Origin of the sequence: Variovorax palleresanus (genome assembly GCF_051144945.1) — a bacterium.
GTDB classification, from domain to species: Bacteria; Pseudomonadota; Gammaproteobacteria; order Burkholderiales; family Burkholderiaceae_C; genus Variovorax; species Variovorax paradoxus_S.
Genome location: NZ_JBJNVP010000002.1, coordinates 1669194 through 1685947 on the forward strand (window position 1 = coordinate 1669194; position 16754 = coordinate 1685947).

A 16754-nucleotide genomic window follows, 5' to 3' on the forward strand; every position below is an offset into this window, starting at 1 on the left:
AGCAATGGCACTCCTCGACAACCTTCTCAAGTACGTTAGAAGCGGAACCGCAGAAGGAGACCGACCATTTCTTGGCGAGACCTTCGTGTCACCGACGCAGTTCGACCAGCTTTGTGCCATTGAGCCTGGAAGCATGCGCCTTCTCATCGGCAATAAAGGCATAGGCAAGAGCGCGGTAGTCGAATGGATCGCAAAGGTCTCAGACAAGAAAAAAATTCCGTGCCTCTTGATCCGGCCAGACAATATTATCACGACACCACAGCCGACTTCGTTTGATATCGGCTCATTAAAGTCCTATTACTATGATGTGCTGCTTCGCACAATTGCGAGCAAAATTGGCTCCAACCTTAAGGGGTTTTTAAAGGGCGATGCCGCACGTCTTTATAATGAGGCAAAGCAGCGCGGCATTGCTCAGGGAGACATCATTCAAACTACATTGGAACTGATTTCGGCAATCTCATTGCCAGTCAGCAAGGTCAATGGAGTGCAACTAGCCAAGGATCTGGCAGCGTCGAACTCCGCGCAGAATCTTACATCGGCGATTAATCGCCAGCTGCTCTCTTCCGGGTCTGTCTTCTATTTACTAATTGATGATACCGATCAACTAGCTGCCCCGGATCAAGCTACTCACCTAAATCGGATCTGGGGTTTAATTCTGGCTGTTCGCAGGCTAGCAGGCGAATGCATGGCAGTGCGTCCGATCGTGAGCTTACGTGCAAGCGTCTGGACACGGCTAACCACCGAAAGCCTAGGCCAGAGGGACCAGACCGATCACATGCGCGGTTTAGTGATTCCTCTCTTGGCGGACGATAAACTTATGCAGGCGATCATTAGGCGACGCCTGGAACGTGCTGCTGTCGACGCCGGGTTTGCAAGAACTGACCCATATCCAGTTTTTTTTGAAGGCAACGAAATGACGCTTCCGACGAGTGACGCGCGTCGATCATGGCAGTCTTTCATCACGAAATCAGCTAGAGAGAGACCACGTGATGCCATTCAGCTTATTAAGAACATGATCGATGCTGCAAACAGCGAATCTCATGTAAAGATTGGAAGTGCTGACGCAAATAAGGCAATGGCCTTGTACTCCAGCGAACGAGTCGATGACGTTGTGAACGAATTTTCAATTGACTGCAAGAACATTCGTGAAATTATTGATTCGCTTGCAGATTGTGATTTCGACTCAAATTTCGAGTCGATTCGCCGCCATATGAGAACTGTTCCAAGCATTACCTCTCTGAGCGTCCGCGGCACGCAAATGAGACCTGAAGTCGATGATGACGCCATCATTCTTCTTGAACTGATGCACGAGGCAGGAGTTATTAACCCCCGCGTCCCTGACCGTACGAAAGACCGCGATTTTCGACATATCAATTTTCACGACGACCCCTCTTTCGTAAGGACGTCGAATTGGAATGATATGCAAGGGGCCACCTGGGAAATCCATCCCGCATTTCGCACCTACCTTCTTGGGGTCAAGCAGGCGCGAGTTAACAGGATATTGATGCCAGCCACCTCAAGGCAGCGCTGAGGCGTCGGCAAACGCCTAGCGATGAACTCGTCCATCCAAGTGTCGAGACCGATACCCCTATGTGCGCACCCGAAAGGGGGAAGCCCTGCGCGGAGTTTTTTGGCCCCCTCCACCGAATCCCTTATAGAAAGCTTGCAAGCGAAGTGCTTAGCCTCGCACCCTGTTTTCGGGATGTTGGGTTTTGTGTGGGGGTAGAAGCATAAAAACGGCCCAAGGCCGCTAGTTTTCTCGCTCAGTGGCGGAGAGTGTGAGATTCGAACTCACGGACGATTTCTCGTCGGCAGTTTTCAAGACTGCTGGTTTAAACCACTCACCCAACTCTCCGGAACCGTCGATTTTATGCTGACCGTGCGCCCTCAAGCCTCGGGCAGGAAAAGCGTCTGCAGGTCGCTCAGAAAATCCAGCCCGCGTTCGGTGGGCCACACGCGGTGCAGGTCACGGGCGATGAGGCCCTTGCGCTCGGCTTCTTCCATCCCTTTTTGGATGCTGGTCATGGCCAGCCCTGTTCGCTCGCTGAACTGGGGCAGCGTGAAGCCTTCTTTCAGGCGCAGCGCGTTGAGCATGAACTCGAACGGCAGGTCGGCCAGCGCGACTTCTTCGCTCTGAGTTACTGCGGCGCCTGCGCGGGCGTTGTCCATGTACAGGCGCGGTTCGCGAAAGCGCACCTGGCGCACGATGCGATGGGCAAAGCTCAGCTTGCTGTGGGCGCCGGCGCCAATGCCAAGGTAGTCGCCAAACTGCCAGTAGTTGAGGTTGTGCGCGCAGGTGTGGCCGGCGCGCGCGTAGGCCGACACCTCGTAGCGCGACATGCCGCTGGCGGCGGTGCGCTCGGTGATGCGGTCGAGCATGGCGTAGGCCACGTCGTCTTCGGGCAGCGTCGGCGGAAACTTGGCGAACCAGGTGTTGGGCTCGATGGTGAGGTGGTACACCGAGATGTGCGGCGGCGCGAGCGCCAGCGCCTGGGTCAGGTCGGCGTCCAGGCCCTCGATCGTCTGGCCCGGCAGGGCGTACATCAGGTCGAGGTTGAAGGTGTCGAATGCGCTCGCGGCTTCTTCGACGGCGGCAATGGCCTGTGCGCGATCGTGCACGCGGCCCAATGCCTTCAGGTGCTCATCATTGAAGCTCTGCACACCGACCGACAGGCGCGTAACGCCCGCACTGCGGTAGGCGCGAAAGCGGTTGCGCTCGAAGGTGCCGGGGTTGGCTTCGAGCGAGATCTCGCAGTCGGGCGCCAGCTTGAGGCGGGCGCGCACGTCGCCCAGCAGGCGGTCGATGGCCTGGGGCGAAAAGAGGCTGGGCGTTCCGCCGCCAATAAAAATGGTGTGGACGGTGCGGCCCCAGATGAGCGGCAGCGCGGCATCCAGGTCTGCAATGAGCGCGTCGAGGTAGGCTGCCTCGGGAATGCCTTCGGCCTCGGCCTCGTTGGTGGCGCGCCACTCGTGCGAGTTGAAGTCGCAATAAGGGCACTTGCGCAGGCACCAGGGCAGGTGAATGTAGAGCGACAACGGCGGCAACGCCGCAAGCTGCAGCGGGCCGGGCCGCATCCAGTGCAGCACGTCGTTGGCCTGCGGCGCGCCGGTAGGCTGCGCGGGCTGAATGGGAACGACGGTGGCCATGGGTCAGAACCAGCGTTCGCGCATCAGGGCCAGCATGGCCTTTGCCGCCTGGCCCCGGTGGCTGTTGGCGTTTTTTACCTCGGGCGGCAGCTGCGCGAAGGTCTTGCCGAAGCCGGGCAAATACATGACGGGATCGAAGCCAAAGCCGTTGTCACCGATGGGCGCCTTCGTGATCTCGCCGACCACGCGGCCAACGGCGATGAGGGGCTCGGGGTCGTCGTGCCCGCGCAGCGCGACCAGCGTGCTGACGAGTGCGGCGCGCCGGTTGACCACGCCGTCGAGCTGCTCGAGCAGGGCCTTGACGTTGTTGCCATCGCCCTTGGCGTAGCCGAACTGCGTGGCATAGAAGGCGGTGTCGACACCCGGCAAGCCGCCAAAGGCGTCGACGCAAAGCCCGGCGTCATCTGCAATGGCGGGCAGGCCGGTTGCGGCGCTGGCATGGCGCGCCTTGGCCAGCGCGTTTTCGACGAAGGTGCGAAACGGCTCCTCGGCCTCGCCCACGCCCAATGCCGATTGGGGCACGAGCGTCACGGCCAACTCCGCAAACAGCTGCTGGAGTTCGGCAAGCTTGCCGGCGTTGTTGGAGGCCAGAACCAGTTTCATCGCCACTACTTACTCATTTCGACTCGAGGGACTGCTGCTGCAGCACGATCAGTTCGCCGATGCCTTTCTCGGCCAGGCCGAGCAGGATGTTCATCTCGTCGCGCGAGAACGCCGCGCCTTCGGCGGTGCCCTGCACTTCGACGAAATGGCCGGCACCGGTCATGACGACGTTCATGTCGGTGTCGCAGGCCGAGTCTTCGGTGTATTCCAGGTCGAGCAGCGGCGTGCCGCCGACGATGCCGACCGAAATGGCGGCCACGTGGCCCCTGATGGGCGATGCGGGGATCGTGCCGGCGGCCAGCAGCTTGTTGACAGCGTCTTGCGCGGCGACGAATGCGCCGGTAATGGCCGCGGTGCGGGTGCCGCCATCGGCCTGCAGCACGTCGCAGTCGAGGTGGATGGTGCGTTCGCCCAGCGCGGCCAGGTCGAACACGGCGCGCATCGAGCGGCCGATGAGGCGCTGGATTTCCTGCGTGCGGCCGCTTTGCTTGCCGCGTGCGGCCTCGCGGTCGCTGCGCGTGTGGGTGGCGCGCGGCAGCATGCCGTATTCGGCCGTGACCCAGCCTTCACCGCTGCCGCGCTTGTGCGGTGGCACGCGCTCCTCGACCGAGGCGGTGCACAGCACGCGTGTCTGGCCGAATTCGATGAGCACCGAACCTTCGGCGTGGATGGTGAAACCGCGGGTAATGCGCACCGGGCGCAGCTGGTCGGCGGCGCGGCCGGCGCTTCGTGTGAAAGCAGTCATTTTTGTGAGGGGGTGCGTGGGAATAAAACGGAACTCATCGGCCAGCCGTGCCGCGGCGCCGGCGTTGCCGGCAGCGTGGGAACAGCCGCCATAAAAAGGGGTGGGCGGCTGCGCAATGCGCGGCACGCCCGGGTATCAAATCTTCTTTGCCGCAGAGCGGCGAATGGCCTCGTTGATTTCGGCAATCGAGCGCTCGATGGCGTCTTCGTCCATGTCCTCGATCTCGCCGTCGGAGGGCATGCCGGCCTGGATGGTGGACGCAAAAACGCCGTCGTCGATGGTCTCGGTGGAAACGCCGCGGTCTTCGCGCGTCGAATCGGGCATTTCCCATTCGAGCGCGATGAGCGTCACGTTGTCGCTGTGGGCGCCGCCCTTGCGAAGCGCCATTTCGGCAAGGTCGGGCGCCGCATCGGACACCGGCTTGTCGGAAGACAGGGTGTGCACGATGACGGCATCGTCGAGCACGCCCCACACGCCGTCCGAGCACAGCATGATGCGGTCGCCGCGCTGCAATTGCAGCGGGGCCGAAATATCGAACAGCGGCGTGGTCGGCGAACCCAGGCAGGTGAGCAGCAGATTGCGGTTGACCGGCATGTCCGAACCTTGCGGGCGCGGGCGCTCGGCGTGCGAATGGTCGCGCGTGCGGGTCAGCAGGCGGCCGTCGCGCACCACGTAAAGGCGCGAGTCGCCGCAATGCATCCAGGTGGCCGTGGTGCCCTGCAGCAGGGCCGCAACGACGGTGGTGCGCGGCGTGTCGAGCATGGCCTTGTGGCTTGCGTACCGCATGATCTGCTGGTGCGCGGCCATGGCCGATTCGGCCAGGAAGGCCTTGGCGTCCTTGACGGTGGGGCGCGCTTCGCGCTGGTAGAGCGCCGCAATGGTCTGCAATGCCAGCTGGGCCGCAACCTCGCCCTCGGGGTGGCCGCCCATGCCGTCGGCCAGCACGAAAAGGCCCGACTCCCGCGTGTAGCAGTAGCCCATGCGGTCTTCGTTCTTGAGACGGCCGCCCTTTCGGCTGACCTGGAATACCGAGAATTTCATGCCGGACGCGTCGTAGGTGCCGCCGCCCTGGGCAGGGCCTTCTTGTCGAAGGAGCGGATGTTGTCGAATGAAAGCCGCACCTTTTCGCCAACGGTGAGCTTGGTGTAGCGCCGCTCGCCTTCGCGGCTCAGTTCTTTTTGCAGCGCAAAGACCGATTGCGGCCGCGAGAGCGGGTCGAGCGACATGCACCACTCGACCACTTCGATAAGGTTGTCGGAGTACACGCCACGCAGCCGCGACAGCGACAGGCTGAGCCGGTCTTTCTCGATGCGGCGCGGGGCGTCGTTGGGCGGGTAGCCCTGCATGCAGGCGTAAATGCAGGCGCCAATGGCGTAGATGTCGGTCCAGGGGCCCATCGACGAGTCGCGCCGGTACATCTCGGGGGCGGCAAAGCCGGGGGTGTACATCGGCCGGATGAAGATGCCCTCTTTGCTGAGCACCTCGCGGGCGGCGCCAAAGTCGATCAGCACCGCGCGGTCTTCGTCGGTGACGAAGATGTTGGCGGGCTTGATGTCCAGGTGCAGCATCTTGTACTGGTGCACGATGCGCAGGCCCCGCAGAATTTCGTCGAAAAGCGACCGGATGGTCGATTCCCGGAAAACCTTGGGCTTTTTCAGGTCGCGCGCGGTCACCACGAAGTCCTGCAGGGTCGCGCCCTCCAGGTAGTTCATGACCATGTAGACGGTCTCGTTCTCCCTGAAAAAGTTGAGAACGCTGACCACCGAGGCATGCGAGATCTGCGCGAGCGAGCGGCCTTCCTCGAAAAAGCTCTTCAGGCCGAGCCTGTAGAGGGAGAGCTTTTCGGGCGGAACCTCGGGCGTGAGCTCGCCCGGCCCGCGCGTGGCGAGCGAAGACGGCAGGTATTCCTTGACGGCAACCTGCTGTCCGCTGGGGTCTATGGCGAGATAGACAACGCCAAAACCGCCTGCGGAAAGGCGACGAACGATGCGGTAACCGCCAATGACCGTATCGGGCAGCAGGGGCGAAGGCTTGACCTTTGACATAATCCGGGAGTTTCGCCCGAAGGCGATGGTGCGGCAAGCGAACGCCATGCCGACGCCTCGGTGCATGCAAGCAAAAACCACAGTGAGGCGCAATGCCAGTTTACAGCATGACCGGCTATGCCAGTGGCCAGAACGGCCCCGTTGGCAGCCACTCCGAAGCCGAAGCACGGCCTACCGCCGCGGGACGACTCGGGGTCGAGATACGCTCGGTCAACAGCCGCTTCCTCGATCTCACCTTCAAATTGCCGGAGGAACTGCGCCAGCATGAACCCGCGCTGCGCGAGCTGCTCACGGGCAAACTCAAGCGCGGCAAGGTCGAAGTGCGGGCCGCCATCGAGAACACCGCCCAGGCCGGCGTCGTCGAGCCCTCCGTCAAGCTGCTGCAGCGGCTGAACGGCGTGCAGGACGGCATCAGGGCCTGGCTGCCCGGCGCCCGCGAATTGAGCGTGGCCGACGTGCTGCGCCTTGCCGGCGGCGACAGCGCCGCCCGTGGCGACTGGGGCAGCGACCTGCTCGAGGTGAGCGGCAAGGCGCTGGACGCCCTGATGTCCGCCCGCCAGCGCGAAGGCGCACGGCTCGCCAAGATGCTGGAGGCCCATCTGGCCCAATTGCGCACGCTGGTCGAACAGGCCGGCCCGCTGATTCCCCAACTGGTCGAGCAGCAGCGCGCACGTTTCCTGGAGCGCTGGCAGGAAGCCATGGGCCTGACCGGCGGCACCCTGCCCGAGGCAGCCCAGGACCGGGCACTGAACGAGGCCACCGCCTTTGCCATTCGTATCGACGTGGCGGAAGAGCTCACGCGCCTCAATTCGCACCTCGACGAAATCGAGCGGCTGCTCAAAAAGGGCGGCGAAATCGGCAAGCGGCTGGACTTCCTGATCCAGGAACTGCACCGCGAGGCCAATACACTGGGCTCCAAGTCGGCCGCGCTGGAGCTCACCCGCATTGGCGTGGACATGAAGGTCCTGATCGAGCAGATGCGCGAACAGGTACAGAACATCGAATGAGCGAGCGAATGGACTATCCAGGCAACATTTTTGTCGTCGCGGCACCAAGCGGTGCCGGCAAATCGAGCCTGGTCAAGGCGCTCATGGAGCTGGACACGGCCGTCCAGCCCTCGGTTTCCCACACCACGCGGCCACCGCGCGGGCAGGAAAAGCACGGCCGGGAGTACTTTTTTACCTCGCCATCCGAATTCGACGCCATGATCGCCGCCGACGGCTTCGTGGAGTGGGCCCACGTGCACGGCCACCGGTACGGCACCTCCAAGAAGGCCATCGAGGAGCGGATCGCCCAGGGGGCCGACGTCATCCTGGAGATCGACTTCCAGGGCGCCATCCAGATCCGCAAGACCTTTGCCAACGCGGTCATGATCTTCATCCTGCCGCCCAGCTGGGAAGAATTGCGCTCGCGGCTGGAACGGCGCGGCGAAGACAGCGCCGCCGTCATCGAACTGCGCCTCAAGAATGCCGCGGAAGAAATGGCCCGGGCGGGGGAATTCGACTTCGTTATAATCAACGAGTTATTTGAGCGCGCGCTTTTCGATCTCAAGGCGATCGTCCACGCTCAGCGGCTTCGGTATTCTGCACAGCGCCGCGCACGTGCCGACACATTCGCCGCCCTGAACATCCCCTGATTTCCTGCTCACCCCGACCGAAAGATTCTCATCATGGCCCGCATCACCGTCGAAGATTGTCTGCTTCAGATCCCCAACCGCTTCCAGCTGGTTCTGGCCGCCACGTACCGTGCGCGCATGCTGAGCCAAGGCCACGCGCCCAAGATCGAGAGCAAGAACAAGCCGGCCGTGACCGCCCTGCGCGAAATCGCCGAAGGCAAGATCGGCATCGAAATGCTCAAGAAGGTGCCGGGCTGATCTGACGCACCCCTGCAACGAAAAGGCACCGCAAAGCGGTGCTTTTTTTACGTCTGGACGCGTCCATACAGCGGTCACGCTAAAGTGGTAGCCATGAGTGCGGTTGCCAAACATCAGTCCCATGCCCCTTCGGGCACGCCAAAGCCGAGCCCGGCGGCGCTGAATGCGGCTGCCGCAAGCTTTGCCGCACTGACGGCCCGGCTCGACTACCTGAGCCCCGAAGACACCGAGCTGGTCCGCCGCGCCTACCGCTTTGCCGACGAGGCGCACCTGGGCCAGCTGCGCAACAGCGGCGAACCGTACATCACCCACCCCATCGCGGTGGCGGCGCAATGCGCCGAATGGAAGCTCGACGCCCAGGCGCTGATGGCCGCCCTGCTGCACGATGCCATCGAGGACTGCGGGGTTACCAAGCCGGAACTGATCGAGCGCTTTGGGGCCCCGGTGGCCGAGCTGGTCGACGGGCTCACCAAGCTGGACAAGCTGCAGTTCAATACCCGCGAAGAAAACCAGGCCGAATCGTTCCGCAAGATGCTGCTGGCCATGGCGCGCGACGTGCGCGTCATTCTGGTCAAGCTGGCCGACCGCACGCACAACATGCGCACGCTCGACGATGCGCCGCGCGAAAAATGGGCCCGCATTTCGCGCGAAACGCTCGAAATCTATGCGCCCATCGCGCATCGGCTGGGCCTGAACCAGACGTATCGCGAGCTGCAGGAGCTGTCGTTCCGCCACCTGAAGCCCTGGCGCTATGCCACCCTGTCCAAGGCCGTGGCCAGGGCGCGGGGGCGCCGCCGCGATCTGATCCATAAGGTGCAGCGCGAAGTCGAAACCGCCTTTGCCAACGCCAACATGACGCTGCGCATCGCGGGACGCGAAAAAACGCTCTATTCGATCTACCGCAAGATGGAAGAAAAGCACCTGAGCTTTGCCCAGGTGACCGACATCTACGGCTTTCGCCTGATCGTGCCGAACGTGATCGCCTGCTACACCGGCCTTGGCATCCTGCACCAGATGTACAAGCCGCTGCCGGGCAAGTTCAAGGACCACATCGCCATCGCCAAGCTCAACGGCTACCAGTCGCTGCACACCACGCTGGTGGGCCCGGCCGGCGTGAACGTGGAGTTTCAGCTGCGCACCGAGGCCATGCACGTGGTGGCCGAATCCGGCGTTGCGGCGCACTGGCTCTACAAGGCCGCGGAGCCGAATGCGGCCAGCAACGACAGGCTCGGCACCAAGTGGCTGCAGTCGTTGCTCGACATCCAGGACGAAACGCGCGATGCCGCCGAGTTCTGGGACCACGTCAAGGTCGACCTCTTTCCGGATGCGGTGTACGTGTTCACGCCCAAGAGCCAGATCCTGGCCCTGCCGCGCGGCGCCACGGTGGTCGACTTTGCCTACGCCATCCACAGCAACATCGGCGACCACACCTCGGCCGCCCGCATCAACGGCGACCAGGTGCCGCTGCGTACCGAGCTCAAGAACGGCGACGTGGTCGAGGTGATTACCGCCCCCGTATCGACGCCCAATCCGGCCTGGCTCGGCTTCGTGCGAACCGGCCGCGCGCGCTCCAAGATCCGCCACTACCTGAAGACCCTGGCCCATGCGGAATCCGAAGGCCTCGGCGAAAAGCTGCTGGCGCAGGCGCTGCGCGCCGAAGGCCTCAGCAAGCTGCCGGCCGACGACGCCGAACACCAGGCACTATGGGAAAAGCTGCTGCGCTTCACGGGCAACCGTACCCGCGCCGAACTGCTGACCGACATCGGCCTGGGCAAGCGGATTGCCAGCATCGTGGCAAAGCGCCTGGTGGCCATGCTCTCAGAACTGGGCGAGCGGCCGGATGCGCTGCTGCTGAGCCGCGAACGCTTCATTTCGCACGAAACCATCTCGCAGGGGGCCGTCACGCTGGACGGCAGCGAGAACTCGTCGGTCCGCTTTGCGCTGTGCTGCCGGCCCATTCCGGGCGACGAGATCGTCGGCTATCTCGGGCATGGCGAAGGCCTTGTGGTGCACACCGAAAGCTGCGGCGTCGGCCAGCGCCTGCGCCACAAGGACAGCGAGCGCTTCTTCGCGGTCGAATGGGCGGACGAGCCCACCCGCGCCTTCGAGACCGGCGTGGTCATCACCGTGCGCAACGACAAGGGCGTGCTGGCCCGCGTGGCCGCCACCCTGGCGGACGCCGAAGCCGACATCACGCACGTCGAGATGGCGGACGAAACCCCGCAGGATTCGACCGATCTGCGCTTCGTGATTGCCGTGCGCGACCGGACTCACCTGGACGCCGTCTTGCGCGCGGCGCGGCGGACCGCCTCGGTGCTGACCGCCGCGCGCACGGTTCCTGCGGCCTGAAAAAACCGCAGCGTTGAATGGCAACGCTACGCCGGACCGGGAGCCGGGTAGCTGACCGACAGCAATTCGACCTCGTGCGCGCCGCCGGGCGTAACGAGCTTCACCACGTCGCCCTCGCGTGACTTGAGCAACGCCCGTGCGATCGGGGAAATCCAGCTGACCTGCGCCTTGGCGCTGTCGGCTTCATCGATGCCCAGGATCGTCACGCTGCGTTCGTCGCCGGTCTCGTCGACATAGCGCACCGTGGCGCCAAAGAAGACTTGGTCGCTGCCGTGGTGCACCGAGGGATCGGTGACCTCCGCGATCTCGAGCCGCTTGGTGAGAAAGCGAATGCGCCTGTCGATTTCCCTGAGGCGCTTCTTGCCGTAGAGATAGTCGCCGTTCTCCGAGCGGTCGCCGTTCTTGGCGGCCCAATGCACGGCTTCCACCACCTTGGGGCGCTCTTCGTCCATCAACTGGAGCAGTTCGTCGCGCAGCCGGGCATAGCCGGCCGGCGTCATGTAGTTCTTACTGCCGCTGGGCAGTGCGGGGGCGGTGCTGTCGCCATCATCGTCGTCGCCGCCAGCGTCGGTTTCCTTGGTGAACGCTTTGCTCACGATAGAAGCTCCAAATCCATTTTCCTCAACCCAGGTCCGAGCGCTTGCAGTCGAAGACCACGCTTTGCTCGACCGCTCGCAGGACAGGCACCTTGTTCGCAAAAGCGACGCCCGCGCTGACAAGGCGCCACTCGTTCGCCTTGAACAGCTTGAAAAGATGCGTGACCTCGGTCCCGACCGTGGGAATGGAGTTGAAAACATAGACGGGCTCCCCGGACTGGCTCTCATCCATGCTCACAAGATCGGCCCTCATCTTGCCCATGGTTTCCGTGTCTTTCGTTCGGGAACGCACGACGTCGAGGTTGACGGTGCGGGAGTGCTCGTCGATTGAAATCCGGCGCACCCAGTTGAAAGGCGATGCGGGCCCATTGCTTGCGCCGGGGACGCAGGTGATGGTTCCTGCCGATGCCGCGCCTGCTGCTGAAGACAGCATGAGAAATTGGAGTGCAAGCCGCTTTGCCGAAATGCTCATGATGCGTTGCGCGTTGTATGACTGGGCTGAACTTTAGCCCCAGGCGCATGAGCGTGCTTTCTCTTCGCGCCGTGACCACGGCTGCACTGGCTGCGATCGCCCAAAAGAAAATGGCCTGGAAGATCTAAATCTTCCAGGCCATTCAAGAGAGTGGTGCGGCTGGCAGGAATTGAACCCACGACCCCTTGGTTCGTAGCCAAGTACTCTATCCAACTGAGCTACAGCCGCACAGCTATCGATTATAGCATCCATTTTTGCCCCCGGCGAGCCAGGTCAGAAAATGAATGCCAAGTGGTAGGCCGTGATGGGCTTGAACCATCGACCAACGGATTATGAGTCCGCTGCTCTAACCAACTGAGCTAACGGCCCACGAGAGGCCACGATTCTATTCGCGGCGCTGCCTACTTGCGGTGGCTCAGCGCATTGCTGACCAGCCGGGAGGTGATGTCGACGATCTGGATCATGCGCTCGTAGGGCATTCGCGTCGGCCCGATGACGCCCAGGGTGCCCACCACCTGTCCGTCGACTTCATAGTTGGCGCTGACGATGGAAAGCTCCTCGAACGGCACCACCTGGCTCTCGCCGCCGATGAAAATTCGCACGCCTTCGGCCTTGCTCGACACGTCGAGCAGCCGCATCAGTTGCGCCTTTTGCTCGAACAGCTCGAACGCACGGCGCAAATGACTCATGTCGCTAGAAAAATCGGTCACGGAGAGCAGGTTGCGCTCGCCGGAAATCACGACGTCGTCTTCTTGCGCCTCGGTGAGCACCTCGGAGCTGACATTCACTGCCGCCTGCATGAGCGCTGCAATCTCGCCACGCAGTTTTTCGACTTCGGACTGGAGCCGGTCGCGCACCTGCTCGATGGTCAAGCCCGCGTAGTGGGCATTGATGTAGTTCGATGCCTCCACCAACTGCGACTGCGAATAATCGGCCTCCGGAAAGATCACCCGGTTCTGCACGTCGCCGTCGGGCGAGACGATGATCACCAGCAGCCGCCGGTCCGAAAGTTTCAGGAATTCGATCTGCTTGAACACCGAGGCGCGCCGCGGCGCCATGACGACGCCGACGAACTGCGACAGGTTGGACAGCAGGTTGGCCGCGTTGGCAATCACCTTCTGCGGCTGGTCGGGCGCAAGGCTCGGCGCGCTCATCTGCTCGCGCTGCGCCGTGAGCATGGTGTCGACGAAAAGCCGATAGCCGCGAGCAGTGGGAATACGTCCGGCCGAGGTGTGCGGGCTGGCAATCAGCCCCAGCGACTCGAGGTCCGACATCACGTTGCGGATGGTCGCGGGGGACAGGTCCAACCCGGGCGCGCGCGACAAAGTCCGCGACCCGACCGGCTGGCCTTCGGCGATGTAACGCTCGACCAGCGTCTTGAGGAGCAACTTGGCACGGTCGTCCAGCATTGCAAGATTTTAGTGTTGTAATTTGTAGATGACTTCCCGCTTTCGTCACGTCGCGCTGATCGGCAAATACCAGGCTTCAGGCGCCCGGGCGCAGGCAGACGCGCGCGACGGCGTCATGGAAGACATCGGCACGTTCCTGGAATCGCAAGGGTGCGAGGTGTTCGTAGAAAAGTCCGCGGCCGACGAAGCCGATGCGGACGCGAACGTCGGCGGCCGCTACGAACCGCTGAGCGTCGAGGAAATCGGCCAGCGCTGCGATCTGGGCCTGGTGGTGGGGGGCGACGGCACCATGCTGGGCATCGGCCGGCAGCTGGCGTGCTACGGCATTCCGCTGATCGGCATCAACCGCGGGCGGCTCGGTTTCATCACCGACATTCCGCTCGACAACTACCAGGCCACGCTGATCCCGATGCTGGCCGGCGAGTACGAGGAAGACCACCGCAGCCTCATGCATGCGCAGGTCATGCGCGACGGCGCCTCGGTTTTCGATGCGCTGGCAATGAACGACGTGGTGGTCAACCGCGGCGCCACCTCGGGCATGGTCGAGCTGCGGGTTTCGGTCGGCCGGCATTTCGTGGCCAACCAGCGCGCCGACGGCCTGATCATCGCGACGCCGACGGGCTCGACAGCCTATGCGCTGTCGGCCGGCGGGCCGCTGCTGCACCCCGCGGTGCCGGGCTGGGTGCTGGTGCCCATTGCACCGCACACGCTCTCGAACCGCCCGGTGCTGCTGCCCGATGCCGACGAGATCGTGATCGAACTGGTGGCCGGGCGCGACGCCAGCGCCAATTTCGACATGCAGTCGCTGGCGTCGCTCGCCATCGGCGACCGCGTGGTGGTGCGCCGCTCCGACTTCCGGGTGCGCTTTCTGCATCCGCGCGGATGGAGCTATTTCGACACGCTGCGCAAGAAACTTCATTGGAACGAAGGGGGCTCCTGAGATGGCGCTGCGACGCATCGCACTGCGCGACTTCGTGATCGTGCGATCACTCGAACTCGATCTATCCTCTGGCTTCACGGTGCTGACCGGCGAAACCGGCGCGGGCAAATCCATACTGATCGATGCGCTTCAACTGGCGCTCGGCAACCGCGCCGACGCGGGCGCAGTGCGCGAGGGCGCCGAGCGGCTCGATGTCAGCGCCGAGTTCGACGCCGATCCGGCCTTTGCAGCCTGGCTCGACGAAGGCGGATTCGAATCCGGCGACGCCCTGCTGCTGCGCCGCACCGTCGACCTGCAAGGACGCAGCCGCGGCTGGATCAACGGGAGCCCGGCCACGGCCACGCAGCTGCGGGAACTTGGCGACCGCCTGCTCGACATCCACGGCCAGCATGCCTGGCAGAGCCTCACGCGTCCCGAGGCCGTGCGCGGCCTGCTCGACGCCTATGCCGGGGTGCGCAGCGATGCGCTGGACGCGGCTTGGCAGGCATGGCGACAAGCCCTCTCCGCGCTCGACCACGCACGCTCGGCGCAAGATTCGCTGCAACGCGAGCGCGAACGGCTGCAATGGCAGATTGCCGAGGTGATGAAGCTGGCCCCCGCCGAGGGCGAGTGGGAAGAACTCTCGACCAACCATGCGCGCGTCTCCAACGCGCAGGCGCTGATCGACGCGGCACAGGGCGCCAGCCAGGCGCTGGAAGACGACGACAACGGTGCCCTCGCAGCGCTGTCGCGCGCCGTCACCCTGCTGCAGAACTGCGAGCACATCGAGCCTGAATTCCGCGCCCTTGGCGAGGTGCTGGCCTCCAGCGTGGCGCAGGCCTCCGACGCCGCGCATTCGCTGCACGGGTACCTGCGCGACGCCGAAGCCGATCCGCAGCGCCTGGCGGAACTGGACGAGCGCATGGGGCTCTGGATGTCGCTGGCGCGCCGCTACAAGCGCACGCCGGGCGACCTGCCGGCGCTGCTGGCCGGCTGGCAGGCCGAGCTGAAGGCGCTCGATGCGCAAAGCGACCTCGAAGGCCTGGAGCGCGCCGAGCAAAGCGCCGGGCAGGCCTACATGAAGGAAGCCAAGGCGCTCGCCAAATCGCGCAAGCAAGCGGCACCGCGCCTGGCCGAGGCGGTCACGCGGGCCATGCAGGGGCTTGGCATGCAAGGCGGCCGTTTCGAAGTCGAACTGCAGCCGCTGGCACAGCCGGGCCGCGCTGGGCTCGAAGACGTCGCCTTTCTCGTGAGCGGCCATCCCGGCAGCACGCCCCGCCCCATCGGCAAGGTGGCTTCAGGCGGCGAGCTCTCCCGCATTGCCCTGGCCATTGCGGTGACCACGAGCCAGCTTGGCGCCGCGCAGACGCTGATCTTCGACGAGGTCGATGCCGGCGTCGGCGGGGCCGTGGCCGAGACCGTGGGGCGCCTCATGAAACAGCTCGGCCGCGACCGCCAGGTCTTGGCCGTGACCCATCTGCCGCAAGTGGCCGCCTGCGCCGATCACCACCTGGTGGTGGCCAAGCGCCAGACGGCTGCGGCGGGCCAGGACGGCCCGCGCACCGAAAGCGGCGTTTCGCGGCTCGACGACGACAACCGCGCCCGCGAGATCGCCCGCATGCTCGGCGGCGAGAAGCTTTCGCAGACTTCGCTGGCGCATGCCCGCGAAATGCTGGGCCACAAGACTTCGGCGGCGATGTGATGGACCTCGACCTGGTGCTCATCACGGGCATGTCCGGCTCGGGCAAGTCGGTGGCGCTGCATGCGCTGGAAGACGCCGGCTACTACTGCGTCGACAACCTGCCGCCCGAGTTGCTGACGCCTTTCATCGCGCTGCAGCACGAACAGCAGGCCACGCGCGTCGCCATTGCGATGGACGTGCGCAGCGGCGTGTCGCTGCCGATCGTGCCGCAGCAGCTCGACGCCTTGCGGAACGACGGCGTCTCGCTGCGATCGCTTTTTCTGGACGCGACCACCGACGCGTTGCTGCGGCGCTATTCGGAGACCCGCCGGCGCCATCCGCTGTCGCGCCTCGAGGGACGCACCGACGCTCCCGAGCAGGAGCGCGCGCTGGTTCAGGCCATCGAGCTCGAGCGCGAGCTGCTGGCCGATTTGCGCGACGGCGCCGACGTGATCGACACCAGCCTCATCCGACCGGCCCAACTGCAGAGCTACATCAAGGCCCTGATCTCGGCACCGCCGAGCGCATTGACGCTGGTGTTCGAGTCGTTCGCCTTCAAGCGCGGCGTGCCGCTGGACGCCGACTTCGTATTCGACGTGCGCATGCTGCCCAACCCGCACTACGTGCCCGCATTGCGCCCGCTCACGGGCCGCGATGCGCCGGTGGTCGAATGGCTGCGCGAGCACGAGGACGTGGCGCGCATGTACGACGACATCGAGCAATTTCTTTCGCGCTGGCTCGATGCGCTGGCGCGAGACCATCGCAGCTACGTGACGGTGGCCATCGGCTGCACGGGCGGCCAGCACCGCTCGGTGTTCCTGGTCGAGCAATTGGCGCGTGCTTTCGGAACCCGTTGGGGTGCCCTCAAGCGGCACCGCGAACTCGACGCGACTTAAGCTCGCCCCCAGTCTTCGC

The 16754-nt window shown here is 63.9% G+C and carries 16 protein-coding genes and 3 tRNA genes; 8 read left to right on the forward strand and 11 right to left on the reverse strand.

Annotation, left to right across the window (positions count from 1 at the left end; all coding sequences use genetic code 11):
• Positions 1–4: 4 nt before the first annotated feature.
• Positions 5–1531, forward strand: a complete 1527-nt coding sequence (locus tag ACJ7Z0_RS11630; RefSeq protein ID WP_434789973.1) for a P-loop ATPase, Sll1717 family — start codon at positions 5–7, stop codon at positions 1529–1531.
• A 236-nt stretch (positions 1532–1767) separates the two neighbouring features.
• On the opposite strand, the gene ACJ7Z0_RS11635 is transcribed toward ACJ7Z0_RS11630, so the two are convergent.
• The 6 genes from ACJ7Z0_RS11635 to ACJ7Z0_RS11660 all read right to left on the reverse strand — a co-directional run bounded on the left by ACJ7Z0_RS11635 (position 1768) and on the right by ACJ7Z0_RS11660 (position 6540).
• Positions 1768–1855: transfer RNA gene (locus ACJ7Z0_RS11635), tRNA-Ser, on the reverse strand.
• A gap of 32 nt (positions 1856–1887) precedes the next feature.
• On the reverse strand, positions 1888–3147 hold the full coding sequence (gene hemW / locus ACJ7Z0_RS11640) for a radical SAM family heme chaperone HemW (protein WP_434789974.1): 1260 nt from the start codon (positions 3145–3147) through the stop codon (positions 1888–1890).
• Between the two features lie 3 nt (positions 3148–3150).
• Positions 3151–3750 (reverse strand): non-canonical purine NTP pyrophosphatase, encoded by a 600-nt coding sequence (locus tag ACJ7Z0_RS11645; protein ID WP_431128047.1) that lies wholly within the window; start codon positions 3748–3750, stop codon positions 3151–3153.
• Positions 3751–3763: 13 nt separating this feature from the next.
• Entirely contained in the window at positions 3764–4495 is a 732-nt protein-coding gene (gene rph, locus ACJ7Z0_RS11650) for a ribonuclease PH (RefSeq protein ID WP_434789975.1), read from the reverse strand.
• 135 nt (positions 4496–4630) lie between these two features.
• Positions 4631–5536 (reverse strand): PP2C family protein-serine/threonine phosphatase, encoded by a 906-nt coding sequence (locus ACJ7Z0_RS11655; RefSeq protein ID WP_431128041.1) that lies wholly within the window; start codon positions 5534–5536, stop codon positions 4631–4633.
• Positions 5533–6540 carry a serine/threonine protein kinase gene (locus ACJ7Z0_RS11660; protein ID WP_055802752.1) on the reverse strand — a complete coding sequence of 336 codons (1008 nt, stop codon included), beginning with the start codon at positions 6538–6540 and terminating at the stop codon, positions 5533–5535. Before ACJ7Z0_RS11660 ends, ACJ7Z0_RS11655 begins: the two co-directional genes overlap by 4 nt.
• A 92-nt stretch (positions 6541–6632) precedes the next feature.
• Between ACJ7Z0_RS11660 and ACJ7Z0_RS11665 the strand changes: the two genes are divergently transcribed.
• The 4 genes from ACJ7Z0_RS11665 to ACJ7Z0_RS11680 all read left to right on the forward strand — a co-directional run bounded on the left by ACJ7Z0_RS11665 (position 6633) and on the right by ACJ7Z0_RS11680 (position 10762).
• Positions 6633–7547 carry a YicC/YloC family endoribonuclease gene (locus ACJ7Z0_RS11665; RefSeq protein WP_434789976.1) on the forward strand — a complete coding sequence of 305 codons (915 nt, stop codon included), beginning with the start codon at positions 6633–6635 and terminating at the stop codon, positions 7545–7547.
• A gap of 8 nt (positions 7548–7555) precedes the next feature.
• On the forward strand, positions 7556–8176 hold the full coding sequence (gene gmk, locus ACJ7Z0_RS11670) for a guanylate kinase (protein WP_015867099.1): 621 nt from the start codon (positions 7556–7558) through the stop codon (positions 8174–8176).
• A gap of 33 nt (positions 8177–8209) precedes the next feature.
• Positions 8210–8413, forward strand: coding sequence for a DNA-directed RNA polymerase subunit omega (gene rpoZ / locus ACJ7Z0_RS11675; protein WP_021009011.1), 204 nt, complete (start codon positions 8210–8212; stop codon positions 8411–8413).
• 93 nt (positions 8414–8506) lie between these two features.
• Entirely contained in the window at positions 8507–10762 is a 2256-nt protein-coding gene (locus ACJ7Z0_RS11680; protein ID WP_431128035.1) for a RelA/SpoT family protein, read from the forward strand.
• Positions 10763–10788: 26 nt separating this feature from the next.
• On the opposite strand, the gene greB is transcribed toward ACJ7Z0_RS11680, so the two are convergent.
• From greB to hrcA, 5 genes are all read right to left on the reverse strand, one after another.
• The gene (gene greB / locus ACJ7Z0_RS11685; protein WP_434789977.1) at positions 10789–11358 is read right to left on the reverse strand and encodes a transcription elongation factor GreB; all 570 of its coding nucleotides are present in this window, start codon (positions 11356–11358) and stop codon (positions 10789–10791) included.
• Positions 11359–11383: 25 nt separating this feature from the next.
• The gene (locus tag ACJ7Z0_RS11690) at positions 11384–11830 is read right to left on the reverse strand and encodes a hypothetical protein (protein ID WP_434789978.1); all 447 of its coding nucleotides are present in this window, start codon (positions 11828–11830) and stop codon (positions 11384–11386) included.
• Between the two features lie 151 nt (positions 11831–11981).
• Positions 11982–12058 (reverse strand) — tRNA-Arg (locus ACJ7Z0_RS11695).
• A 64-nt stretch (positions 12059–12122) separates the two neighbouring features.
• Positions 12123–12199 (reverse strand) — tRNA-Ile (locus ACJ7Z0_RS11700).
• 32 nt (positions 12200–12231) lie between these two features.
• Positions 12232–13239, reverse strand: coding sequence for a heat-inducible transcriptional repressor HrcA (hrcA, locus tag ACJ7Z0_RS11705; RefSeq protein WP_434789979.1), 1008 nt, complete (start codon positions 13237–13239; stop codon positions 12232–12234).
• 28 nt (positions 13240–13267) lie between these two features.
• Here hrcA and ACJ7Z0_RS11710 point away from each other — a divergent pair, with 28 nt between their 5' ends.
• The 3 genes from ACJ7Z0_RS11710 to rapZ are packed head-to-tail and all read left to right on the forward strand — an operon-like array spanning position 13268 to position 16735.
• Entirely contained in the window at positions 13268–14179 is a 912-nt protein-coding gene (locus tag ACJ7Z0_RS11710; protein ID WP_434789980.1) for an NAD kinase, read from the forward strand.
• 1 nt (position 14180) lies between these two features.
• Positions 14181–15860 carry a DNA repair protein RecN gene (gene recN / locus ACJ7Z0_RS11715; protein ID WP_434789981.1) on the forward strand — a complete coding sequence of 560 codons (1680 nt, stop codon included), beginning with the start codon at positions 14181–14183 and terminating at the stop codon, positions 15858–15860.
• Positions 15860–16735 carry an RNase adapter RapZ gene (rapZ, locus tag ACJ7Z0_RS11720; protein ID WP_369654808.1) on the forward strand — a complete coding sequence of 292 codons (876 nt, stop codon included), beginning with the start codon at positions 15860–15862 and terminating at the stop codon, positions 16733–16735. Before recN ends, rapZ begins: the two co-directional genes overlap by 1 nt.
• Positions 16736–16754 lie beyond the last annotated feature (19 nt).

Bases quoted from the DNA above. Each gene is read 5' to 3' on its own strand.
- ACJ7Z0_RS11630 (WP_434789973.1), top strand. From the start codon at position 5: ATGGCACTCCTCGACAACCTTCTCAAGTACGTTAGAAGCGGAACCGCA.
- hemW (WP_434789974.1), bottom strand. From the start codon at position 3,147: ATGGCCACCGTCGTTCCCATTCAGCCCGCGCAGCCTACCGGCGCGCCG.
- ACJ7Z0_RS11645 (WP_431128047.1), bottom strand. From the start codon at position 3,750: ATGAAACTGGTTCTGGCCTCCAACAACGCCGGCAAGCTTGCCGAACTC.
- rph (WP_434789975.1), bottom strand. From the start codon at position 4,495: ATGACTGCTTTCACACGAAGCGCCGGCCGCGCCGCCGACCAGCTGCGC.
- ACJ7Z0_RS11655 (WP_431128041.1), bottom strand. From the start codon at position 5,536: ATGAAATTCTCGGTATTCCAGGTCAGCCGAAAGGGCGGCCGTCTCAAG.
- ACJ7Z0_RS11660 (WP_055802752.1), bottom strand. From the start codon at position 6,540: ATGTCAAAGGTCAAGCCTTCGCCCCTGCTGCCCGATACGGTCATTGGC.
- ACJ7Z0_RS11665 (WP_434789976.1), top strand. From the start codon at position 6,633: ATGCCAGTTTACAGCATGACCGGCTATGCCAGTGGCCAGAACGGCCCC.
- gmk (WP_015867099.1), top strand. From the start codon at position 7,556: ATGGACTATCCAGGCAACATTTTTGTCGTCGCGGCACCAAGCGGTGCC.
- rpoZ (WP_021009011.1), top strand. From the start codon at position 8,210: ATGGCCCGCATCACCGTCGAAGATTGTCTGCTTCAGATCCCCAACCGC.
- ACJ7Z0_RS11680 (WP_431128035.1), top strand. From the start codon at position 8,507: ATGAGTGCGGTTGCCAAACATCAGTCCCATGCCCCTTCGGGCACGCCA.
- ACJ7Z0_RS11690 (WP_434789978.1), bottom strand. From the start codon at position 11,830: ATGAGCATTTCGGCAAAGCGGCTTGCACTCCAATTTCTCATGCTGTCT.
- hrcA (WP_434789979.1), bottom strand. From the start codon at position 13,239: ATGCTGGACGACCGTGCCAAGTTGCTCCTCAAGACGCTGGTCGAGCGT.
- ACJ7Z0_RS11710 (WP_434789980.1), top strand. From the start codon at position 13,268: ATGACTTCCCGCTTTCGTCACGTCGCGCTGATCGGCAAATACCAGGCT.
- recN (WP_434789981.1), top strand. From the start codon at position 14,181: ATGGCGCTGCGACGCATCGCACTGCGCGACTTCGTGATCGTGCGATCA.
- rapZ (WP_369654808.1), top strand. From the start codon at position 15,860: ATGGACCTCGACCTGGTGCTCATCACGGGCATGTCCGGCTCGGGCAAG.